General features: G+C 40.1%; 22 protein-coding genes. 5 read left to right on the forward strand and 17 right to left on the reverse strand.

Going from position 1 to position 21392, the window contains the following annotated elements:
• Positions 1 to 770 precede the first annotated feature (770 nt).
• From Q0954_RS10530 to Q0954_RS10565, 8 genes are all read right to left on the reverse strand, one after another.
• Positions 771 to 1466 carry a hypothetical protein gene (locus Q0954_RS10530; protein ID WP_299456574.1) on the reverse strand — a complete coding sequence of 232 codons (696 nt, stop codon included), beginning with the start codon at positions 1464 to 1466 and terminating at the stop codon, positions 771 to 773.
• A gap of 77 nt (positions 1467 to 1543) precedes the next feature.
• Positions 1544 to 2632, reverse strand: a complete 1089-nt coding sequence (locus tag Q0954_RS10535; protein WP_299456576.1) for a hypothetical protein — start codon at positions 2630 to 2632, stop codon at positions 1544 to 1546.
• A 137-nt stretch (positions 2633 to 2769) separates the two neighbouring features.
• A complete protein-coding gene (locus Q0954_RS10540; protein ID WP_299456578.1) occupies positions 2770 to 3762 on the reverse strand; it encodes a BtrH N-terminal domain-containing protein in 993 nt (330 codons plus the stop codon).
• A gap of 3 nt (positions 3763 to 3765) precedes the next feature.
• Complete coding sequence (locus Q0954_RS10545) at positions 3766 to 4095, reverse strand: DUF1801 domain-containing protein (RefSeq protein ID WP_299456580.1); 330 nt, start codon at positions 4093 to 4095, stop codon at positions 3766 to 3768.
• Between the two features lie 6 nt (positions 4096 to 4101).
• Positions 4102 to 4974: a GyrI-like domain-containing protein gene (locus tag Q0954_RS10550; protein ID WP_299456583.1), complete on the reverse strand. Its 873-nt coding sequence runs from the start codon at positions 4972 to 4974 to the stop codon at positions 4102 to 4104.
• Positions 4975 to 5174: 200 nt separating this feature from the next.
• Entirely contained in the window at positions 5175 to 5483 is a 309-nt protein-coding gene (locus Q0954_RS10555) for a hypothetical protein (protein WP_299456586.1), read from the reverse strand.
• A gap of 547 nt (positions 5484 to 6030) precedes the next feature.
• Complete coding sequence (locus Q0954_RS10560) at positions 6031 to 6999, reverse strand: MBL fold metallo-hydrolase (RefSeq protein WP_299456589.1); 969 nt, start codon at positions 6997 to 6999, stop codon at positions 6031 to 6033.
• A gap of 10 nt (positions 7000 to 7009) precedes the next feature.
• Positions 7010 to 7948 (reverse strand): cobalamin-binding protein, encoded by a 939-nt coding sequence (locus Q0954_RS10565; protein ID WP_299456592.1) that lies wholly within the window; start codon positions 7946 to 7948, stop codon positions 7010 to 7012.
• Between the two features lie 228 nt (positions 7949 to 8176).
• On the opposite strand from Q0954_RS10565, the gene murI reads away from it, so the two are divergent.
• The 5 genes from murI (at position 8177) to Q0954_RS10590 (ending at position 14087) form a co-directional block, all read left to right on the forward strand.
• Positions 8177 to 8983 carry a glutamate racemase gene (gene murI / locus Q0954_RS10570; RefSeq protein ID WP_299456658.1) on the forward strand — a complete coding sequence of 269 codons (807 nt, stop codon included), beginning with the start codon at positions 8177 to 8179 and terminating at the stop codon, positions 8981 to 8983.
• 609 nt (positions 8984 to 9592) lie between these two features.
• Positions 9593 to 10885 carry a leucine-rich repeat domain-containing protein gene (locus tag Q0954_RS10575; protein WP_299456595.1) on the forward strand — a complete coding sequence of 431 codons (1293 nt, stop codon included), beginning with the start codon at positions 9593 to 9595 and terminating at the stop codon, positions 10883 to 10885.
• Between the two features lie 157 nt (positions 10886 to 11042).
• Positions 11043 to 12572, forward strand: coding sequence for a serine hydrolase (locus tag Q0954_RS10580; RefSeq protein ID WP_299456598.1), 1530 nt, complete (start codon positions 11043 to 11045; stop codon positions 12570 to 12572).
• Between the two features lie 147 nt (positions 12573 to 12719).
• Positions 12720 to 13634, forward strand: coding sequence for an SDR family NAD(P)-dependent oxidoreductase (locus tag Q0954_RS10585; protein WP_299456601.1), 915 nt, complete (start codon positions 12720 to 12722; stop codon positions 13632 to 13634).
• A gap of 24 nt (positions 13635 to 13658) precedes the next feature.
• A complete protein-coding gene (locus tag Q0954_RS10590; protein WP_002697356.1) occupies positions 13659 to 14087 on the forward strand; it encodes a VOC family protein in 429 nt (142 codons plus the stop codon).
• 63 nt (positions 14088 to 14150) lie between these two features.
• On the opposite strand, the gene Q0954_RS10595 is transcribed toward Q0954_RS10590, so the two are convergent.
• From Q0954_RS10595 to Q0954_RS10635, 9 genes are all read right to left on the reverse strand, one after another.
• Positions 14151 to 15185: a hypothetical protein gene (locus Q0954_RS10595; RefSeq protein ID WP_299456614.1), complete on the reverse strand. Its 1035-nt coding sequence runs from the start codon at positions 15183 to 15185 to the stop codon at positions 14151 to 14153.
• A 140-nt stretch (positions 15186 to 15325) separates the two neighbouring features.
• Positions 15326 to 16210 (reverse strand): hypothetical protein, encoded by an 885-nt coding sequence (locus tag Q0954_RS10600; protein ID WP_299456616.1) that lies wholly within the window; start codon positions 16208 to 16210, stop codon positions 15326 to 15328.
• Between the two features lie 4 nt (positions 16211 to 16214).
• On the reverse strand, positions 16215 to 17096 hold the full coding sequence (locus tag Q0954_RS10605) for a hypothetical protein (protein ID WP_299456618.1): 882 nt from the start codon (positions 17094 to 17096) through the stop codon (positions 16215 to 16217).
• A 72-nt stretch (positions 17097 to 17168) separates the two neighbouring features.
• Positions 17169 to 17996: a hypothetical protein gene (locus Q0954_RS10610; RefSeq protein WP_299456620.1), complete on the reverse strand. Its 828-nt coding sequence runs from the start codon at positions 17994 to 17996 to the stop codon at positions 17169 to 17171.
• Entirely contained in the window at positions 17996 to 18820 is an 825-nt protein-coding gene (locus Q0954_RS10615) for a hypothetical protein (protein ID WP_299456622.1), read from the reverse strand. Before Q0954_RS10615 ends, Q0954_RS10610 begins: the two co-directional genes overlap by 1 nt.
• Positions 18821 to 18959: 139 nt before the next feature.
• Positions 18960 to 19217, reverse strand: a complete 258-nt coding sequence (locus tag Q0954_RS10620) for a hypothetical protein (RefSeq protein WP_299456624.1) — start codon at positions 19215 to 19217, stop codon at positions 18960 to 18962.
• Between the two features lie 362 nt (positions 19218 to 19579).
• Positions 19580 to 20086, reverse strand: a complete 507-nt coding sequence (locus Q0954_RS10625; RefSeq protein WP_299456626.1) for a hypothetical protein — start codon at positions 20084 to 20086, stop codon at positions 19580 to 19582.
• 15 nt (positions 20087 to 20101) lie between these two features.
• On the reverse strand, positions 20102 to 20479 hold the full coding sequence (locus Q0954_RS10630) for a DoxX family protein (protein ID WP_299456627.1): 378 nt from the start codon (positions 20477 to 20479) through the stop codon (positions 20102 to 20104).
• A 167-nt stretch (positions 20480 to 20646) separates the two neighbouring features.
• The gene (locus Q0954_RS10635) at positions 20647 to 21123 is read right to left on the reverse strand and encodes a YHS domain-containing (seleno)protein (RefSeq protein WP_299456629.1); all 477 of its coding nucleotides are present in this window, start codon (positions 21121 to 21123) and stop codon (positions 20647 to 20649) included.
• Between the last annotated feature and the right edge of the window lie 269 nt (positions 21124 to 21392).

Raw genomic sequence — 21392 nt, forward strand, 5'->3', positions numbered from 1 at the left:
TATTCATTATTTCCTTGCTTCAAATCTTCGTGAAGTGGCTTAAAAATAAATTTATTTACCTCTATGCTCAATCACCCGACCTAAATGTTATAAAAAATGCATTGAATAATGAAACCTTCACTTGACAAAAGTAGTATATAGAATTGCATAGCTGGTTGAAGGATCTTGGGGGTTAGGAACATTGTTCCTTCCCTCAAGTTTTTTTTTGCTCCTATCCCAACTCCCTTCTCATATTACTATTTCTCTTGATTATCCCATTCACAAAAAAACCGCCCCAAACCTATTGGTCTGAAAGCGGTTTTTGTATGGAAAAGATTAGTTAGGTATTACTATTATCCATCCATTATGTACACTGCGATTAAATATTCTATGTTTTTTTTCAGAAATTGACAGATATGCTATGAGCACACCTGTCAACAATACATAGATGGTACTGATACACACTACATTTTAATGCTTATCTAACAATATAAATGATTGTTAATCAATATTTTAAAACAGATGATCTGATAGAGTTGGAAAGGTAAACACTCGTTGTTGGGTATTTGTATATTGCTTGAAACCAAGACAAGGTAGAGGCACTAAAAAAGCAGGACATATACCACTATCCAATAGTGGAGTTGCCCCTATGTTAGACGTTGAAGTAAGCATAAGCATTTAAAATGGTTAGGTATAAGCTGATTCTGTATTTTAGTTGCAATATACAAACAATGTACAAACCTTCCAATGTTTATACTCCGGTTTACTCAAATTTACTCATAAACAATGCTTTACCGATGCACCGTAATTGGCACCTCATCAATCTTTAGGTGAGTGTGTAGCACCCCAAGGCTTGCCAAGTAACGCAATGAACTGATGAACTCCATGCGTGTAGGACGAAAGTGGTTGCTGTCGTTCATAATCGAAATAATCTTGCCATCACGGGCACGCAATACTCCTGCACCTATCAAGGCAATAGGCGAGTTGCCAGCAAGGTAATAGTGCCCACTACCAAACCTGACTTCTCCATCAGGCATAATGACATAGGATATTTTTTGAGGCAAACCCAACGATGTTTTAACTACCCCAGTATAAGGTGCTTGATGGTTGCCTTGTTGTTGGATTAACAAACTATCAGAAATGTGTATAGGCAACCGTTGATACTTTTCTCCTTGTTGTACTTTGGGGTTTTTGAGGGTAATCTTGTGGTAAGGCATTTCATTGTTCATCAGTTTTTCGTCAGCAACAGTAGTTTCCAAGGTTTGCAAGTCCTGGTACTGTAGCAACTGGTACAACAAAGCGATTTCTTGCTGAGACAACCTGGCCGATAGTTTGCCAAACCCTTGGGCTATTTTATCCAGCAAAATATTGATTACTTCGCCAGGAGTGCCAATGCTTAATTGTTTACCTGTTTGTAAGGTGTTGATCAGTTGTGGGGCATAGGTTTCGGCAAGTTGTTGAATGTTGATGTGCTTACTGTGTGTCATACGCAATATGATTTGTAGAGCCCGCAAGTTTATTGAAAAGACAGTGTGCTATTGAGGCACACTGCTTTATTTTTTTTCTAACCCAATGCCAGACTTACTTCATCAAATTTCATAATACGCTGGCTAGTCATCGTAAATAAGTTATGGTCTTTGAATGCTTGAGGTACTTCCATCTCATGCCTAAGCAAGGCATTGTGTACAATTGTATGAATCAATGCTTGGTATACCTCCTCTTGGCTGTAGTCTGGAAAACAAGTAAAACACTGCTTGTTCATCACGCTTTCAGGAAAATCAAGTGCAGGTAATCCGTTGGCATCAAAAATACGCAGTTGCCCTGTGTCATCCAAACGTCCATCTATTCGGCTGATGTCTTCAATATTGAGGGTTTCTACAACTTGGGGGATGTATAGCTGGAGTTGCTCAAGTATATGTTGATCGCTAATGTGGGGTTGTATCTTGTCGTTTTCACTCCATTCTTGTAATCGTTCTTTACGGCTCAAAATATTGAATTTACCTGCCACACTTTTGACTACATAAGCAGTAGGCAATAGCATTACTTGATTGCCCAAACGCAAAAAACCACAGGTAATATCATCACTTGGCAAAAAAGCTTCTGCAATTACCTCACTCAATGGAAAATCTGCCAGTATTTGTTTCACACCATCAATGGCTTCTTCCAGAGTAGCGGCCATTCTTACGCCTACACTGCCCGATTCGGCAGTAGGCTTGAGCACCATCGGAAAACCCACCATGCTTTGACTGAGTAGGGATGAAACCTCTTTCAGATTTGAGCGGGTAAGTATCAGGTGGGTAGGAATAGGTACATCGGCTTCTTTTAAAATACGTTGACAGTCGTTTTTTTGTAGTAAGTTGCGCAGTGTTTGGGCGTTTGAGCCAAGCAAAGGCAAGCCTCGCGCTTGTATATAATCATTGAGCCATACAGCTTTTTCATCTCCATTGTTTACATAATAGGCATTGCTCCAAATCATTGTTTGAGCAGGGGTGTTGTCCAGCGTTTGTTCCAGTTGGGCTACGTTTTCTACCTCAGTAGAGGTCACCTCAACTCCTGCCTGTTGTAATATGTTGGCGGCTCTTTTTACCTCTTCTGGCGCAGTGAGCCAGCCATTTCGCCAGTGCCCTTTGCTGCTGATTATTTTGATTTTCATTGTTTTGCTTGTTTTAGCTAAATTCCTTATTGAGCTGCATTTGGATTGTTGCAGGGCATAAGGCTTCTCAATTGATGGAAAATGTTGTGAATAAAACCCAATATAATGATGTTTTTCCAAAGGCAAAACAAGTGTTTTTAAATGCTCAAAACCGCCATCAGTAGTTGGTTCATCACTTCATGCTCTTTTGCCGAAAGTGTAGTCAACAAGTGGGCACATTCATCTACCAGCGCCTTGTGTTGAGTAAGCCCTATTTGATCAAACAAATTAGCCACTTGGGTCCATTGCTGAGCGATGTTGTCAAAGCTATGATAGGCCTCTTTAAGGTCATCACTAGCCAGTAGTTCATGGCTTTCTTTCAAAAAATCGCGGTAGATATTTCTAAACAAAGCCCCGCCAGTACCCCCACGCTCCATCAACATTGCCGTCGTTTGAAACTCGTGTTTGATGTTTTTACTTTGTTCAAACCATTGCTTTATTTCAGTGGCAGTCTTGAGTATGCCTTTGTATCCCAGGTTTTGGATAGGTGGGTTGAGGTACCTTTGGGCATTGTTGATCAAGGCATTTTGAACAGCTTTTTTGAGATCAAACGCTTGCCCACTATGCGTAATGGTATAGCTTAGGTTGCGCGATGCCATAGCACCTTTGGCACTTCGCGCAAGCGCCAGACTGGGCAACGAAGTGCTTACCTGGCTTCCCTGGGGTTGTGTATCTACCAAATATGCCTTGGTTTGGTCATAACCATACATGGCGGCGTAATGTGCGGCAAAATGGATTTTTTTTGTGAAATAGTCTAAATGATAACAGTCGAGCTTAAGCCCTACAGCTTTGCCCTGATCAATATAATCTGTTACATTTTTCCAGGCTTTTTTCACCGATGAAGTCTCTTTTATCGCAAGCGTGAGCCCTAGATTATTGCAAATATTCTGGGTAAGCTGATCTGGTTTGATTCTGCCCCCTATAAAAGGATAATCCATTGATTTTGTGCACCAGAAAATAAAGCCCAAGCCCTCGCCCAGCCCAAACAACATGGGCTCTGACAAATGTATGCCTAGTTGATTGAGTAAACTCCCGGTAGCAGTTGTTTCGCAATGTTGCCCGATAAATGGGTGAAAATCTTCAATAATCATAGGTTATTTTTTGGTTTGGTTAATAGCAATGGCTTGCTCAAGATAATATTTGAGTATGGCTTGATCGAAGCTGGTAAGAGAGAGCACCCTCAGGGTTTTACCTTTGCCGGTGAGCAACTTGGATTCATCATCCATTTTGCTCCCTTTCAGGAAACCAATATCTATCCCATGTGGCATCGTACGCAAGTGACATATCCCTCCATTGGCATTGGCGTAAGTAGTAATGCGTATCTTTTGGGTTTCAACGATGCCCTCATAAGACTGTAACAGTGCTCTCGCCTTAATAAATAAATTTTTGTGTTCACTGCATAAATCTTTGTCAAACTGTTTCATAACAAATTAAAAGGTGATGGGTAAAAATATTTTAGTGAGTAATTCTTCTTCGGGAGTATTGTCAGGAGTATTGAGGTATTGATCAAAAATGGGTGCTTCACGCAATGAATAATTACTGTTGAATAACCACTGCTTAAGCACCAGGTTGTATACTGTGTCTAGCTGAGCGTAACTTCCCTGGTAGGTAAACATGGCATATTTTCCGGCAGGCAGTGTTTTTACTACAAATTCGCCTTCCGATGCTACAGGTTTTGCCAAGGTGACACAAGCCTCGTATTGATACAATATATCGCCAGCTATTTCGGGGTGGTCGTGCGAGATACCAAACATCTCCATTGTAGGGTAAAATAATTGTTGGGCAAATACATACGCCATCAGTTTTTGCCAGGCTTTTTGAATGACACTGGTTTCATATTTACCTAAAATGCGGGTGCTTAATAGTTGTTGGGCAGGTAAATCGACAATTTTGGGAGCAAGGACAAAACCTGGTAAGGTAGTATTGGTAGTTTCTGGTTGGTTTTTAATAAACCGTTGTTGTTGTTCTCTAAAGGCTTGCGGGCTTTTGCCAAAATATTTGCGAAAAGCATGGCTAAACGAGGAAGGTAGTTCGTAGCCCATCTGATAACTCAGGTCGTGGATAGGGGTGTGACTGTAAGTAAGCAATTGTGCGGCAGTTTCCATGCGTACTCGTTTAATGTATGCGCCCAGTGGTTCGTTTAGATAAGCTTTGATGATGCGGTGAAAATGAAAAACCGAGAAGTTACCTATTTCGGCAAGTCGTGCTACATCTAAAGGTTCAGACAAATGCTGGCGAATGTATTCCAGGACTTTTTGAATACGGGTTTGGTAGTCGTTATGAAGATCGTGTTGATTTGTCATAATTGTGTTGGGAGTTCAATAACACAAATATCGGCAAATCAAATGACAGCCACTTGTTCATTTTTGCTTTCTTAAAAAATACAGGAAGGTAAAATTAGGACGGGGGAAGGGGCAGCGATAAGAGGACTGACTATGACTCAGTCCTCGTTATCTTTCAAATCTAAGCACTAATTAATTATCTTAAAAGTTATGTAGACAGTTTACACATAAGTAGCCCTTATTTTGTAAGAAACATCATTGCTACTGGGGGTAAAGTCAAAAGCATACCTGTCGAAATCAGGGTAAGGAATTTCTTCGTAATGGAGCCACTCCTTGTCGTTTACCTGATAATAATAGTGCCCTTCAAGACCAACACAAGCTACTTGACGATCGTTGCTTGTAAAATAAATCACTTCAAGCTCCTGAGGATAACCGTGGCTATCGTTTAGCTTCACTTTATTGCCATCAGGACTTATAGAGCCAAGAGGAGCCTCCTCTTGCCATTTTACATATACATCGTTTAAAACCATAGTATTATAGTAGTTATTGCTTGTGGGAGCAAAATATACACATTTTGCGCTCCCTGAAATAAGCATATAATTATAAAGGGAATTACCCCTTAAAATAATTGCACTAACACACAACGAAGATAATAGGCTAATGTGTTATTTTCCAATAGGAATATGATTTTTGTTAAGCCCAAATTACCTTATTTTTAAGTAAATGTTATGTGCATTTTTGTTTTGCTTATTTGGTGTATAATCAATCAATACGCTCTTTATGTAGGCATTGTCTCAAAGTGCCAAATTTTTTATTATAAATTATGGTTAAAAAGAGTTTTTGTGTAATACTAAGTTTGAGCTTTATGAAGTGGTGTGTTTTTTTTGGTTGAAATCCTTAAGTAGGCTTTAAGCATTGTTGTTGGTAACAATAGTCGGTAGCTTTCGGCCGATGGTCAATAGTCGATAGCAACACGCAGTTCAATAGTTTTTAAATGCATCATCGATGGATCAACTTTGACTAAAATCACGGCAGAGTATTGTGGTGAGTGAACATCAATCAATCGAAGCTTTGTCATTATTTTTTGCTCTCGTGTTGCTGTGGCAGCAGGGTATCACTTGAAAGCCAAATCAATACATTATTTATTTGACTTTGAGTAAGTTCCTGCTCAAAAAAATCTACAATCTCTTGGCTGGTATATCGAAAACTAAAGTGGGTAAGCACAAATTGACACTTTGGGTGTTGATTGATGTGTGGCTTAAGGTGTTTCCAGTGCGTGTGGCAACGTTCGTTGGCGTAAGCCTCATTGACTGGCTTCAGAAAAGTACACTCTGTAATAATGGTAGGGTAGTCAAATAACCACGCATTGTTATCAAAAACCGAGGCGTGGGTATCGCCCATAAACACAAACAATGGTTGATAATAAGTTTCTTCCACTGTTTCGCCTTTTTGCTTGGCTTCTTGTTTTTTTTGTGCCATCAATTGCCCAAACTCTTGCATTTTGCCTTCCGTCATTTTTTGCTGTTTTAGTGCCTCATATTCAGGTTTGAGCCTTTGTTTTTTCTCGGCAAAAGCATAGCCCACACATACGATACTGTGTTCACAATTGACCACTTTTACCTGGTATCGGTCATTTTTACCTATGTAAAATGTGTCTCCACCAGCTACCCCCGTAATATTGTAGCTACCACGTAAGTGAGGATTGTAGGGCGCCGAGTGGTTGAGGCAGCGTCGGGCAATAATGTATTCCTCTAGGTAACTCTGAGAAGCTTTGGGCAAATAAATTTGCACCCCATCGCGGCTTGCCAGATACTCTATATCGGCAATGTGGTCGTTGTGGGTGTGGGTTACCAACACATAGTCGCCCTGGCGTCCTTCGGCCAGTGCAGCATCGAGGCAAAGTTTGAGCTGTGGAATGTAAAAAAAAGTTTTGTCGCCCGAACGCGAATAGCCTTCTATAGTAAACGTGGTGTTAGGGATATTCCACTTTCGCCATTGACGAAAAGGGTGTCCTTCGACCATATTGGGAGTACTAAATGTTGTCATACTAAGGGTATCAAATTTGACTTGTAATCAATGCTTCATCTAAACTTATCCAGTCTTTTTTGGGATGCTTTCGCCCAAATGTTTCAGGGTATAAAATTTCGCTGATAATTTCTACCGAATCAGCCAAACGAGGACCAGGGCGGTTAAAGTACTGATTCCCATCGGTTAGGTACACTTGCCCATTTTGTACAGCAGGTAGTTCTTTCCAACCAGGCAAATCTATTAATAGGTTGATCTCTTGCAGGGTACGTGCGATACCAAATCCACAAGGCATAATCAAGATTACGTCAGGGTTTTGTTGCTCAATGTCAGCCCATTGGATATAGTGCGAGTGCTGAGCTTCTTTGCCAAATAAATTGACTCCCCCCGCTTTTTCTACCAAAGTAGGTACCCAGTTGGCAGCATTCATCAAAGGTGAGAGCCATTCTATACAAGCCACTCGTTTTTTATGGGCAATGGGCTGGGTTGTTTTTTCTACCGAGTCAATTCTTGCCAACAGGTTGGTTACTAATTGCTGGGCTTTTTGGGGCACCCCCAAAGCTTTGCCTACCGCCAATATATCATTGAATACGTCTTGAAAGCCTACTGGTTCGAGGTTGATAATCTGTGGGTTAGAACTGATTAACTGGCATACGGCAGCTTCTACATCTTTCATGCTTACTGCGCATACCTCACATTGCGACTGAGTAACTACAAAATCGGGCGCGAGCTTTTCCAGTACCTCATTGTATACTTCATATACCGACAAGCCTTTTTGTACCAAAGCTCCTACACTTTGATCTATTTCGGCGCTACTGCCTTGCGGAAATTTGGCTTCTGTACATACAGGCAAATCGGTGATGCCCGCCGGGTAATCGCATTCGTGTGACCTGCCTACCAATTGATCTTGAAAGCCCAAAGCACATACTATTTCGGTGGCACTGGGCAAAAGTGATATAATTTTGTTCATGGAATGGGTGTTTTTCTGAGAAAACAAAAATACAAGAGATTATACACAATGTTTACTTTATGTGTTTAAACCTTGATAATATAGGGCGTTTAAAGAGGGATTAATGCTGAAAACTTACAAAATATTACATTGAAATCTTTTTTTTTCAAAGAAAACAGACCTTTGTTGTAATTACTTTTTTGGTAAAAAACGCATAAAAGAATGTATACACCAACAAAAATGTCGCGCATGGATACCTCAAATGCTATTGGCATATTTGACAGCGGAATAGGAGGGCTGACCGTAGCACGTGCTGTGCGTCAATTGTTGCCCCAAGAAAGCATCATATATTTTGGCGATACAGCTCATTTACCTTACGGTGATAAGTCTACAGCGGCGCTTCAGGCGTACGCCATTAAAATATGCAACGTGTTGCTTCAGCAAAACTGTAAAGTAATATTGATGGCTTGTAATTCTGCATCAGTAGCCGCCTATGATCTGGTAAAAGAGTATGTAGGTAGTCGGGCTAAGGTAATGAATGTAATAGAGCCTATGATCAATTATATACACGATGTATATGCAGGCAAGAGTGTTGGGTTGATAGGTACCAAGCAAACTATTTTGTCGAATGTATACAAAAAAAAGGTAGACCAGCTGGGGGCAGGTATAGACCTTAGGTCATTGGCAACCCCATTGTTGGTGCCTATGATCGAGGAGAATTTTTTCAAGAACAGTATTCGCGCAGAAATCATTGATGCCTATTTGTCACGAGAAGAGTTAAAGGATATTGATGCCTTGATTTTGGGTTGTACACATTACCCTTTGATCAAAGCGTCTATTCAAAAATTTTATAATACAAGGGTAGAAGTGCTCGACTCGTCAGAGATCGTGGCAAGTTCGCTTAAGGGAATGTTAGAAATGCATAACCTGACCAATAAGAGTGGCAAAGTGTTGCAACAGTTTTACGTTTCAGACTTTACTCAATCTTTTGAAACTTCTACCCAGTTGTTTTTTGGCAAGCATGTGCAATTGACGCATTATCCTTTATGGGAGTAAAAAGGCTTACTTTGGTACATGAGACTGCCGTAATCTTGTAAAAAACGTATAATAACTTGACACCTTTATATATGTAATGCTCTAAACTGTGTAAGATTATTTGATTTTGACGAGTTGCTTTGTGCAACCGTTGCAGGTAAACTACTTTCTATTATACTAGGATTAAAGTGATTTTAGGATTTACAGGATTAGCTGAAGCAGAGCTTAGCACAGCAAAGCTGTAGCTTCGGTTGATTAATGTTGGTATTCAGACAATTAGTCAAAATCGATCCTCAAAACCATTTTTGTTTAAGTATAACTGTCAGGTTTAGTGTATAAAACGAACTATAGATAAAAAATAACCAAACGCCAACGGCTATACTATTACAAAGATGACCTCAGGGCTTGTTTAAACTTCATCTAATAGATGCTTTACGTGATTTTTGCACTCATCTGAGCACAAAACTCATCGAAAATCACGCTAAACACGAATGCTTTAAACAAGCTCTCAAATACAAATTTACGGTAGTTATGAGAAAACGAATATTCAACTTAAGTTATAAAACCCTTCTTGTCGTACTGCTATCAGCTTTTTTTGCGCATTCAACCAAGGCCCAAAAAATTTATAAAATGGCTGAGCCCAACGCCTACAAAATATATAGGTCGCTGGAACAAGCCCTGCAGGAACCTAATAAAGTAAAACACCTTGACTTGAGCGAACAACAGCTCTTGGCAGTGCCTGGTGACATCCAAAAGTTTAAAAACCTGGTAATACTGGACTTGTTCAATACCAAAATCACCCATTTGCCTCAGACCATTACTGCTTTGACCAACCTGGAAGAGCTGAACCTGAGCCAAAACCCTGACTTGAACTTAGCCGAAGTTTTTGGGCAATTGACTAAGTTACCTTATTTGCGTAAGCTACACCTGGCCTATAGCAAACTTACCAAACTACCACCTGAAATAGGGCTTTTGTCACAGCTTGAGGTGCTTAACTTATACAAAAACAACTTGCGTACGTTGCCTGTCACGGTGAGTAAACTTACCAAACTCAAAGAGATTTATTTACAGTCTAACCAGTTGGGTCAAATTCCAGCTTGTATTACTACGCTTGCCAACTTACAAGTATTAGATTTATACCACAATCATGTGCAGTTTGTACCAGCCAACATTGGCAAATTAGGGAATTTGCGCATATTGAATTTGCATCAAAATGCTTTGCATAAGTTTGACAAAAACGCCTGGCAGCTACAAAACCTCGAGGAACTTTACCTGGGTTCTAACCCCCATCTCGACTACGAAGAAGTGTTGGCAGTATTGGCAAAGCTACCCCACCTACGTGTGCTTAACCTTACCAACAATAATATAAAAGAGCTACCAATGGAGGTAGGAATGATGCTTAACTTACAGGAACTTTACCTGCAAAACAATTACTTGAGTAAATTACCCGAAGAGTTAAGTTTGTTAAAAAACTTACATGTACTATCGTTGGCTAAAAACCGTTTTACTCAGCTACCCAAACGGTTTGTCAAACTTACCAACCTGAAAGTATTAAGCCTAAGCCAAAACCCGCAACTTGATTATGCACAAGTGTTTGACGTATTGGGTAACCTGGAGGGCTTGCAGAAACTTGACTTGTCTGGCAATAACTTACAAAAGCTTTCGGGGCAGATTGTGTTTTTACAAGGGTTAAGAGATTTAGACTTGCGCAACAATCATTTGAAATCGCTTAGCCCCAAGATAGCCTTGCTCACCAACTTGCGTAAACTGGATTTGTACCAAAATCAACTATCAAGTTTGCCCAAACGTATTCATTCGTTGAACAACCTGATAGAACTATACCTGGGCAAAAACAGATTGCCCAAAACTGAGCAACTCAAAATTAAGGCTTGGTTTCCAAATGCCTTGGTAAGCTTTCATTAAACCTAATTTCGCTCTTTTGACAAAGGCTTTGTTCTATCTGTGGGATAGGGCAAAGCCTTTGGTGTTTTTAATGCCTGCCTACATCAATTTTATTTTGGTGTACTCTCCCAAAACACTATCTTGTAACACTGTTCGCCTTACCTAAAATTATAATCTTATGAAAAGAGTATTTGCCTGGTTGGTATTCGTTTTTGTTAGTCACTGTACCTCGGCCCAAGGTGTAGATAATAATGAACTTTTGCAGCGGATCGACAAAAACATTCGGGAAAACATGCAAAGATGGCAAATTCCTGGGCTTGCTATAGCCATTGTCAAAGACGGAAAAACAGTTTTTATGAAAGGTTATGGGGTAACCAAGGTGGGAGGCAAGCAAAAAGTAGATAAGCATACCTTGTTTATGATCGGGTCTAACACTAAAGCTTTTACTGGTGCGGCTATAGCCTTGTTACATGCCCGTCGTAAGCTCAACCTAAACGATCGGGTGCAAAAGTGGTTGCCAGGGTTTAGGCTCAAAGACCCACTGGCTGCCAAAGAAGCCAATATTACCGACTTATTATCACATAGGTTGGGGTTCAAAACATTTCAAGGAGACTTTGTCTATTGGGGCTCTCAACTTTCGCGGGCAGAGGTAGTGCAAAAAATGGGATTGATTGACGCGCCTTATAGTTTACGTACCCGCTGGGGATATTGCAATGCGGCTTTTGTGGCAGCCGGAGAGCTTACCGCCAAGGTAACAGGGCAAAGCTGGGAAAAATACATACGGTCGCAGATACTGAAGCCCTTGGGGATGAATGAAACATTGATGTTGTCAGAAGAGTTTGCCAAAGCCTCTAACATTGCTCAGCCTCATTCGTTGGTAGCAGGTAAACTGACCAGTGTACCCATCATCAACATTGATAATCTTGCCCCGGCAGGTAGTATGGCATCTAATGTCCAAGACATGGCCACTTGGCTCAATGCCCAGGTATATGATGGCAAACTTAACGGTAAACAACTTATTCCGGGGCGGGTATTTCGCATTACGCGTATCCCTCAGTCTATTTTAGGCACCAACCAACGGCACCAAAAAGCGACTCATTTTTACTTGTATGGTTTAGGGCTGAGCATCAACGATCGCAAGGGTAAATTAGTTTATTCGCACACAGGAGGCGTCAATGGCTTTTTATCGTCAGTGGTGTTTGTGCCAGAAGATAAGTTGGGCATAGTGGTGTTGACAAACAGTGACCAAAACAATTTTTTCGAACATTTGACCGATAAGTTGAGAGATTTGTTTTTGAAAGTGCCCGTAAAAAACAATGATGCTCAATTATACCAAAAATTTGTAGCAAAAAAACAGGCAGAACAAAAGTTAATTGATTCTTTAAAAAAGGTGGTGGCTCAAAAGAATGTGCCTACCATCGCATTAAAAAAGTTTGTAGGAAAGTACCATAATGAAGTTTATGGAGAGGTTGAGGTAAAAAAGCATAGAGGAAAACTGACCTTGCATTTTGCTCACCATCCCCAATTGAGAGGCCAACTTGAGTACCTAAAAGATAACCATTTTTTGTGTACTTATTCTGACTATATGCTAGGGGTAAAGGCATTCCCTTTTGAGGTAAGTAATGGCAAAGTAAAAAGCTTTGTATTGAGTGTAAACGGTTTTGTGGAGTATACCACCTATAAATTTTTGAAAAAAACACATCGATAAACTTGACTTTACTTTGGATAAATGCTGAAAAAATCCGCAAAAATGAGTATATTAAAACAACCCTTAAACCTGCAGTGCAATTTCTAAACAAAATCAATCAAAAATTTATTGGTATTTAAACACCAAGCCACATAAGTCTGTAAAACTATGAAAACTGTGATTGTTACCGGAGCCAATTCGGGTTTGGGGTTGTATACTTCCAAACATTTGCTGTTGCAAGACTACGCAGTAGTGTTGGCTTGTCGTAACCTGAAAAAAGCAACAAAAGCCCAGAAGTGGTTGCATAGAAAAACCGGGAAAAAACATACACAAATCGCTCATCTCGACCTGGCTTCATTCAATCATATTCGTAAGTTTTGCCTGAATACGCCTCTTAATAATATTTATGGGGTAGTATGCAACGCAGGCATTGCTTATGCACACCCTACCCGATTTACTCAAGATGGCATAGAAGAAACCTTTGGGGTAAATCATCTGGGGCATTTTCTATTGGTAAATTTATTGCTTGGCAAAGCCCAAAACCTGCAGCGCATTGCCGTGGTATCGTCCGATGCCCACAACCCTGACATACAAGGGCATCATCCACCGCCTTATTATCAACGAGAATTAGAGCTTGCCTACCCCGACGATTCGCGGGTGAAAAACTGGGAAAAAGAAGGTGCGTTGCGTTACGCCAATTCCAAACTTTGTAATGTGTTATTTGTGTATCACTTGGCAGAAGAACTCAAAAAAACCCATCGTAAACATATTTTGGTCAATGCTTTTAACCCTGGGTTTATACCAGGTACTGGGTTGGGCAAAAACTCTTCGCCTGTGAGTAAGTTTTTGTGGTTCAATGTGTTGCCCTTGTTTAGTCGATTCTCTAAAGCCATTCGCACTGCCAATGAGTCGGGCAAGGCGCTTACTTCGCTTATTAGTGAAGCAAAGGCAAGCGGTAAATACTACGATGGGTTCAAGGAAAAGGCTTCGTCGAAGCAGAGCTACGATAAAAAACAAGCCCAAAAACTGTGGTGGCGCAGCGAAGAGCTTGCCCATTTGAAGATCAATGAAAAAATTGAATAATTTAACTCCTCACTGAACAACCTCATGTCAACACAAAAAAAGAAAGTAACGGGTATAGGAGGCATATTTTTTAAATGCCAAAACCCCGACCAGATGAAAACCTGGTACCATCAACACCTGGGCTTGCGTACCGATCAATACGGCGCTTTGTTTGAATTTAGGCAGGCAGACGCTCCCGAAAAACCTGGGTATTTGCAATGGAGCCCATTCTCGCAGGATACTACCTATTTTGCCCCTTCCAAAAAAGAGTTTATGGTAAACTATAGGGTAGAAAACCTGGAAGAACTGGTAGAAGAACTCAAGGCACAAGGAGTCACTGTTTTGGATGAAATAGAGACCTTTGATTACGGTAAGTTTGTGCACATATTGGATCCTGAAAACAATAAAATTGAGCTTTGGGAACCAGTAGATGAGGTGTTTACCAAAAGCCACGGAGATAAGACTACCAAGTAAAATATTAGCTGGGCTAAATCACAAAACGGGGATATTCACCATTATATCCCCGTTTTGTGTGGGTTATTTCATGCGTGGAATCACCACATACTCTTGTTTTACCCTAAAGGTAGTATCTCTTCCTTTGTGAAAAAAAGAAATTGTACCTTCCCAATATTTACGCCCCAATGGGTAGGTGGTCTTAAAGCGCACTTTGCCTATGCCATTTTCTACTTTAATGGGTTCGCCGTTTACTGTCATTTTTGCGTTTGCTTTGCTGGGTACAGCAGCTATCACCATATTGGCACGGTAGGTATCGCCCGACCATAAAATATTGCTTTCTGCGCTCACTCCAGTATATATCCTGTCAAATCTAATATCCTCGGTAGCAGGCTGTTGGACATGTAATTGGGTGAGTATATTTTGTTGATCGTTCAACACTTGGTGTTGCAGTTGAGTAAGCTTTGCCAAGGCTACTACCACAGGCTTTTGCCAAAAATTATCATATACAAAGTTGCCTTTGGGTGCTTCGGGGTTTTTGGTAAGCAAAGGAAATGGCTTTTTGAACAAATCTTTGTACTCATTGTTTAGCCAATGACTATAAGCATTGAGCTTTTCTTCAAGCGTATAGGCTGCTCCTTTGGGGCTACCCAACATGCCTACCATTAGCTTACTTACCCTAAGCTTGGCTTGGGGGCGTTTTACTGTATATGTTTTTTCATCCAGCCCACCCCCTGCTCTTTTTATCAACAGTTCTTTGCTTTTGGTGAGCTCGCTTATAATCTCTGTCGACTTTTTCTTGAGTACCTCTGCCCGTTTAATCAATTCCAGGCCTTTGAGAGCATTGCCCCCCTTCTTTACATCTCTTTTGAGCGATTGAAGTGATTGATCGCTTTCCCGCTTGTAATTGACCAGCGAATGCTCTAAAGTACTGTTGATAAGCACAAATTTTTGTATCAAAGGTTCGGGGACTCGGTAGTGGATATAATACCAAGCACCGAGCGATAAAATGAGCGCCAGGGTAACCACCGAAAACCGAATGATTCGTTTGCGCCTTGGAGCCTTCAAGTTGTTTTTTAGGGCTTCTTTTTGAGTGGGTTCGTTTTCTTCTGTGTTCATGGGTTAATAGTAAAAACTTGAAAAATCGTCCATTACCTACGATAGGTAATTTTACCTTGCTAATAAAACTTGCCAGGCTTTTGGGTTAGGTATATTTACTTTGCTGTATTCGTTGCCTAAAATTTTTGACATGAAAAAAATCAGTTATTTATTCTTGTTTGGAGTGCTTTTTTGCTTTGTTTATTACCTTTTGGCAATACCTCATAATACACTTTTTGCACTATAGTAGTGTCTTTTCCTCGAGACATAAACCGAAATCTTGCCTCCCAATATTGTTTGCCTATGCCTTGGGTTTTAAAAATCACTTCACTTTTTCCAGCATTTACAGGTAAAGGGGTTTTATAAATACTGAACTTGGGGATTAAACGGAATACCCCCCCTGATAATATCATATCAGCTTGATAACTATCACCTACTTGTATTTGATGCAGTTTGGGGATAATATCCAGACCTAAGCGAAAGTGCCCACAAATACTGGTAAGACTCCAGTTCGCTAGTTTCTTCAATATCATTGCTTGCAAATGCTGTATGTACAGTTGTTGCTCGGTAATAAGTGCCTTGGCAGCAATGGTGGTAGGCTTGCCTCCACCAAAATATTTTACCGATATATGCTTTGGGTCTATTGGGGCAAGGTCAAGGTGTCCATACTCATTGTTTAGCCAATCCTTGTATTTTTTCATCGCCTTTTTCAAGGCACCAAACCCTTGTTTACCATTGTGCCACTGATTGCTTATGCGCTCAAATAAGCCATTGATTTTCGTAGTTTTTTTGATGAGCAATTGCGCACGTTTTATTCTTTCGCGTCCTTCTCTCAAATTACCATTTTTGTGTACATCCTCCTTTAAGTCCTCCATGTCTTCCACTGCCTTCTTGTGCCCTTGCTGCCAGCTTATGTCCATAGCCGTTTGCAGCTCACTAAGTTGGGCATCATACGTAGGCGTGCCCCAAAGTATTTGCCCCAAGCACCCCAAGACAATGAGCAGGACAAATATTTCATAAATGCGAGTAATGGTGTGCTTCATCATCAAGTTATTTTACCTCATAATACACTTTTTGTACTATGGTAGTATCTTTTTTTCCATCTACTGTATAATACCTAAACTTAGCCTCCCAATATTGTTTGCCTTGTTGGGGCACTTCAAAACGTACAGCGCCGTCCCTTGTAATTTTGTTGTTATAATACATTCGGGTGGTTAATGAGCCATAACGCCGTATTTTGACCAAAAACATGTCAGCGGTGTATGTATCGCCCACCCTTACCCAACTGGTGGGGGCTGTCACAGTAACTGGTGAAGGCGCAAGATTAAAAGGAAAAGCCTCGCTAATGTCGACATTTGGGTAAAATGCCCCCAAGAAGTACAATACTTGGCTTTGGTAATGAAGCAATGACAAACGTTGTTGGGCAAGCCAAGCCTTGAGCGAAGCGGAAGTAGTTGTATCAAAAAAATGAGTAACCCATTGCCCCAAAGTAGGGGTCTTGAGTGGGAAATCGAACGGCAAAGTAAAGTGAGGTTTGTCCAGGTCTTCGTATTCTTTATTCAACCATTTTACATGGGCATTCATTACTTGATACACTTGTTGCTTTATTATTTGAGGTTGGTGGTTGTTTTTTTCTATCTGGTAAAGCGCCTGCATCACTTTTTGGGTAGTGCTTTGCACTAGTTTTGCCCGTTTTACCCTAGATAATCCATCACGTCCATTACTGAATTTAGCCACCTCTGCCTTTAAGTTTTTAATTGCTGTGATGAGGTACGCTTTGGAGTCTTTTATATCTTCGTTCAGGGTTGTTTGTAAGCTGTTAAATGTTGTTTGGTAGGCAAATGGTGGCGTAAAAGCCATTAGCCCCACACAAATCACCACTAAGCATATAGCAAGTACTTCATATATACGATAAATTGTGTTCCAGTTCATTTGCCTAAAACTTACGTGAAAAAAAAGGGGGCTGTTTTATACCTGATAATTTAGCCTCAATAGAACATTTTATTACTTGCCTTTTGGCAATACCTCATAATAAATTTTGCGTACTACAGTAGTATCATTTCCATTGTATGCATAATACCTAAACTTAGCCTCCCAATGTTGTTTGCCTCTGTTTTTGGGGGTAAAACTCACTACCCCTTTGCGGTATTGTAGGTGAGGGGAGGACGATAGCCTAATACTTTCGCCATCAATGGGCTGTCCATAATACAAACTTGCCGTGTACTTGTCGCCTACTTGTACCAGTTGGCTTTTGGGAGTTATATATACACGTTGGCACCCAAAACAACACTTGATCTCATGTGAGTATACAATCAGTAAAGCACGCAAAACCATTTTTTGCACCTGTTGTAGTTGTAATTGTTTCCTGGTGACCAATGCCTTGACAACAGCAGGGGTGACACCGCCCACCTCAGGGTATTTTGTCAATGAGTCAAGCAGTGGCAATTGAAGATTCTTAAATGTGCGTTGAAGCCACCGGTGATATTTGCTCACCGTTTGCTCCAAGGAGCTAAGCGCTTGCTGATTGTTTTGCCCGTGAGTCTTTATATACTCAAGGGCATCGTTTACTTGCTTGGTTTTGTGTACTAGTTGTTGCCCTTTTCTTACACTTTCCCAGTTTTGGGCTGTATTGTTTCTTATTATCACCGATTGTTTAAAATCATTGATCAACTCAAACGCTTGTTTTTGGCTTTGTTGCCAGTTGGTGTTCATTGCCATTTGCAGTTCACTAAGTTGAGCATCATACGTAGGTGCGCCCCAAAGTATTTGCCCCAAGCCTGCCAAGACAATGAGCAGGACAACTATTTCATAAATGCGAGTAATTATGTGCATTACTTTACCCAATAGGGTGTTTTTACTGTATTGGTATATTCTACACCTTCATGACAGTAACTAAACTTACTTGTCCAGTATTGTTTGCCCTTGCCGCTTACACGAAACTCTATAGCAGCACCTTTGCCCTTAAGGAAGGCTGGCTTGCCGTTGACTTCGGCATAATACCATTGTTTTTTATCCCAAAAAGGAAAAGCTTCCCCTACCACCATATCTGCCTTGAGCGTATCGCCCACCTCTATGTAGTTGACAGGTTGAGTTATTCCTGTTATTGTAGGTATAAAAAAGCAGCCATAAGGATATATACTATATTTTATTCGTACCCCTTTTACTATTGATTTCCAGTGCTTTAATATAAACAATTGGTAAGTGGTGAGCATTGCCAGTGTTTCGTAAGTAGTATTCGATTTGCCAATGTGGTTGGTAGCCAGATGTACAAACTGGGGAATATCCAGGTGTTTATATTGTTCATTCCTAAAAACCATATAGACATTTAGACTATCTTTCAATGCTTTTGCCTGGCTTGCATGAAGGTATTTAGGCATATTTTTTTTGTAGTAATCTATTTGCTGCAACTTTTTCAATGGCTTGTACCATAGCTGTTGTAGTTCTTGCCAAACCTGATAGCCATTGTCCCTTTTGCTCAATAACTTAGTAATATCCCCTTTCCAGTATTTTCTCTCAAACTTTTGGCTTTTGTCTAAAGCCTTGTAAAACTCCTCAAAGTGAGCGTTGTAGTGGTTAGGGAATATAATACACACCAGACCCAGGCATACTATTACCAACCAGGCAACTATTTCATAAATACGAGCAATTATGTGCATTACTTTACCCAATAGGGTGTTACTTTCGTATGGTTGATTGTTAAACTACCATACCAAATGAAGGGAAGGCAGTGGAGAAAGTAAATTTAATTGGCAACAAAAAAGCCTGCCATCAATGAATGAGGCAGGCTTTTGTGGGTTATGGGTTGAGTTGCTGTAGCGAATCGTACATTTCGAACTCGTTGAGCATACATTGCAACTCAAAAATGGTGGTTTGTAAGTAGTTTTTGAGCGGTTCGTTTTGTTGCTCCCGCAGGTAGTCTAGCGAGGCATCGGCATTGAACACAAACGCCTCAAGCCGGGCGCGTAAACTCAAAGCAAACAAATCGATTTGTTGGGTTGAAATGGCAATGCTTTGTGCCCCTGGATTTAAATTAATATCTTGCGTGATATTCAAATTAATTTTTGATAATAAGCCCTTGAGGGAAAGGTCTCAAACTTATAACCTCTTGGGCTATACTTTCACCCTGAAAGTATGAACAAATATAGTGAAAAAGCCCACCTTTTGCAAGAAGAATAAGCGTTAATTTACTGATATTGAGGTGCTTGTGTTTTATATGGAAGGGGTTCTGTTCAACAACCTGTTTAGTCTTTGGCAAGGGTTACCAAATCTAATTCTGAAGTGGTTTTAGTCTACCACTGTGTTTTTACTAAAATACGTGTGGTAAAAGATCGGTTAGACATAAAAAAATCGTATTAGAAGAGCAGCTGTTACCATTCTCCTAATACGATGTGATGTTCTAAAGCTCTCAAGGTCTTTTAAGCCGTTTGGTGGTGAAACTTGATCGTAGAATAAGCCACCCCAAAGTCCTTGGATAAAGTGACATGAGGAAAGCATTGCTTGATGGCAATTTTGATGATGGCCATGTGGTGAATGGCGTGCTCTACATTATAAGCAAGTTCACGGTCTAGCGAAGTAAGTGTACACGCTTCGTGTCCTTCTGGCGAAAGCAACGTAGTAAGATTGATAGGGTCATTAGACAACTCCATCGTAGACAAGTGCTGAATGCAATTGTTTATAAAGTTGATGGCAAACTCAGGATCATTCTCAATAGAAGGATTGCGTTCTCTGAGGTCGTAATTGATAGAAGCATCTGCTATACCTTTGAAGAGGCAATCATAAAATTCAACAATATGACGCAAATGTTTGCTGATAGAGTTATCCATTAGCAAAGGCAATGGACTGGTATATTCTTCTGGACTTAGTTGTTTAATGAGTCCAACAAGTTGATTTAAAATATTACTAGATGATGTAATTAAATTCATAATCAATGAGGAATGTTATAACTTAATCGGTATATATTTTTTTCTAAGAATAAGTACTATAAGGCAACATGTCCATAGTATAGCAGCCATGGCAAACAAAAAGCCGTGATCGTTATTGACTACAATGCCTAAGGTAGTTAAATGAAAAAATAAGGCACCACTCATAGTTCCGAGTCCCAATAGTGCACCTATCCAACTATATCGGGAGGTTAACAACAAAACCGAGGCAATGAGTTCCACTACACCAGACCCAATTCTTCCGTAAGGCTCCATCCCGATAGTTGAGAAAATATAAATTGAATCTTTATGCCCTGGAAATTTATACAAGAAAATGGTTTGTAGCATGAACAATGCAGAGATAAGTTGTGCAATCCAAACAATGTTTTTTTTCATAACAATTGGGTGCTATAGGGCAAATTGCCCTGCAAATGTATATAAAATAGATTAGAAAAGTAGGAGTTAAGGGGGTGGAATTGGTCAGAATCCTTACTTCAGTCAAAAAATCATTGCAATTGTTACGAAAGGAGAACGTATGCTGCAATGATTTGTTATAACAAGGATTATTTATAAATTTTTTGCCAGTTTTTGTCGGCTTTACTTTTCAAATTGCGTTCATCTTTGTTCCACATCTTAAGTGTGTTGGTGCCTAGTTTGTTATAAAACAAGTACAGCCTGCCCCCTATAATTTTAAATGTACGAGGGTTAATGTCTACCTTAGAGGGTTTGGCGAGCCCAAAAGCATACGCACACCAACCGCCATACATAGGCTCATACTTTGCTGGGTTTTGCCTGAAGATATTTCTGTTCTGATTATTTTTAAATCGGTACACAATGCCTCCATAATTGTGGGTGATTTGGGCATTGCCCTTTACTGCTTTCCCTTCGGTAAAATAACTTACCGGGTCGTAGCCCTTTATGGCAATATTGCCTCTTTTGGTATTAAAATGCTTAGTTTTGGTCGATTGGCTGTAGGCATTGCTTGTCCAACACAGCAATACCAGGACTAAAGTAAAAGCCGGGAATTGAAATTTGTGCATATTCATTAATTTGTGGTATAAAAAATAATAGTTGATTAGCGTCAAGCCGTTAGGTGTTGATGTCTTGTGTTTTACCTAAACTTGTGATATGACACTAATCTTGTTTTAATACAAAACATTTAACTTATCACAAATATAGGCAATGTCAAATCAAGCAAATGTCAGGCAGGTGACAAGAGGGGGGTTTTTTTTCAAAAAAAGCGGAATCATCAACTCCGCTTTTAATCATACGGGTATTTATAAAATACCCTCTAAAAACTAATGTGGTG

It is taken from the genome of uncultured Microscilla sp., from assembly GCF_947493425.1.
Classification (GTDB): Bacteria; Bacteroidota; Bacteroidia; order Cytophagales; family Microscillaceae; genus Microscilla.

Coding starts and splice junctions, on each gene's coding strand:
- Q0954_RS10530 (WP_299456574.1), bottom strand. CDS start 1,466: ATGACACACAGTAAGCACATCAACATTCAACAACTTGCCGAAACCTAT.
- Q0954_RS10535 (WP_299456576.1), bottom strand. CDS start 2,632: ATGAAAATCAAAATAATCAGCAGCAAAGGGCACTGGCGAAATGGCTGG.
- Q0954_RS10540 (WP_299456578.1), bottom strand. CDS start 3,762: ATGATTATTGAAGATTTTCACCCATTTATCGGGCAACATTGCGAAACA.
- Q0954_RS10545 (WP_299456580.1), bottom strand. CDS start 4,095: ATGAAACAGTTTGACAAAGATTTATGCAGTGAACACAAAAATTTATTT.
- Q0954_RS10550 (WP_299456583.1), bottom strand. CDS start 4,974: ATGACAAATCAACACGATCTTCATAACGACTACCAAACCCGTATTCAA.
- Q0954_RS10555 (WP_299456586.1), bottom strand. CDS start 5,483: ATGGTTTTAAACGATGTATATGTAAAATGGCAAGAGGAGGCTCCTCTT.
- Q0954_RS10560 (WP_299456589.1), bottom strand. CDS start 6,999: ATGACAACATTTAGTACTCCCAATATGGTCGAAGGACACCCTTTTCGT.
- Q0954_RS10565 (WP_299456592.1), bottom strand. CDS start 7,948: ATGAACAAAATTATATCACTTTTGCCCAGTGCCACCGAAATAGTATGT.
- murI (WP_299456658.1), top strand. CDS start 8,177: ATGGATACCTCAAATGCTATTGGCATATTTGACAGCGGAATAGGAGGG.
- Q0954_RS10575 (WP_299456595.1), top strand. CDS start 9,593: ATGGCTGAGCCCAACGCCTACAAAATATATAGGTCGCTGGAACAAGCC.
- Q0954_RS10580 (WP_299456598.1), top strand. CDS start 11,043: ATGAAAAGAGTATTTGCCTGGTTGGTATTCGTTTTTGTTAGTCACTGT.
- Q0954_RS10585 (WP_299456601.1), top strand. CDS start 12,720: ATGAAAACTGTGATTGTTACCGGAGCCAATTCGGGTTTGGGGTTGTAT.
- Q0954_RS10590 (WP_002697356.1), top strand. CDS start 13,659: ATGTCAACACAAAAAAAGAAAGTAACGGGTATAGGAGGCATATTTTTT.
- Q0954_RS10595 (WP_299456614.1), bottom strand. CDS start 15,185: ATGAACACAGAAGAAAACGAACCCACTCAAAAAGAAGCCCTAAAAAAC.
- Q0954_RS10600 (WP_299456616.1), bottom strand. CDS start 16,210: ATGATGAAGCACACCATTACTCGCATTTATGAAATATTTGTCCTGCTC.
- Q0954_RS10605 (WP_299456618.1), bottom strand. CDS start 17,096: ATGAACTGGAACACAATTTATCGTATATATGAAGTACTTGCTATATGC.
- Q0954_RS10610 (WP_299456620.1), bottom strand. CDS start 17,996: ATGCACATAATTACTCGCATTTATGAAATAGTTGTCCTGCTCATTGTC.
- Q0954_RS10615 (WP_299456622.1), bottom strand. CDS start 18,820: ATGCACATAATTGCTCGTATTTATGAAATAGTTGCCTGGTTGGTAATA.
- Q0954_RS10625 (WP_299456626.1), bottom strand. CDS start 20,086: ATGAATTTAATTACATCATCTAGTAATATTTTAAATCAACTTGTTGGA.
- Q0954_RS10630 (WP_299456627.1), bottom strand. CDS start 20,479: ATGAAAAAAAACATTGTTTGGATTGCACAACTTATCTCTGCATTGTTC.
- Q0954_RS10635 (WP_299456629.1), bottom strand. CDS start 21,123: ATGCACAAATTTCAATTCCCGGCTTTTACTTTAGTCCTGGTATTGCTG.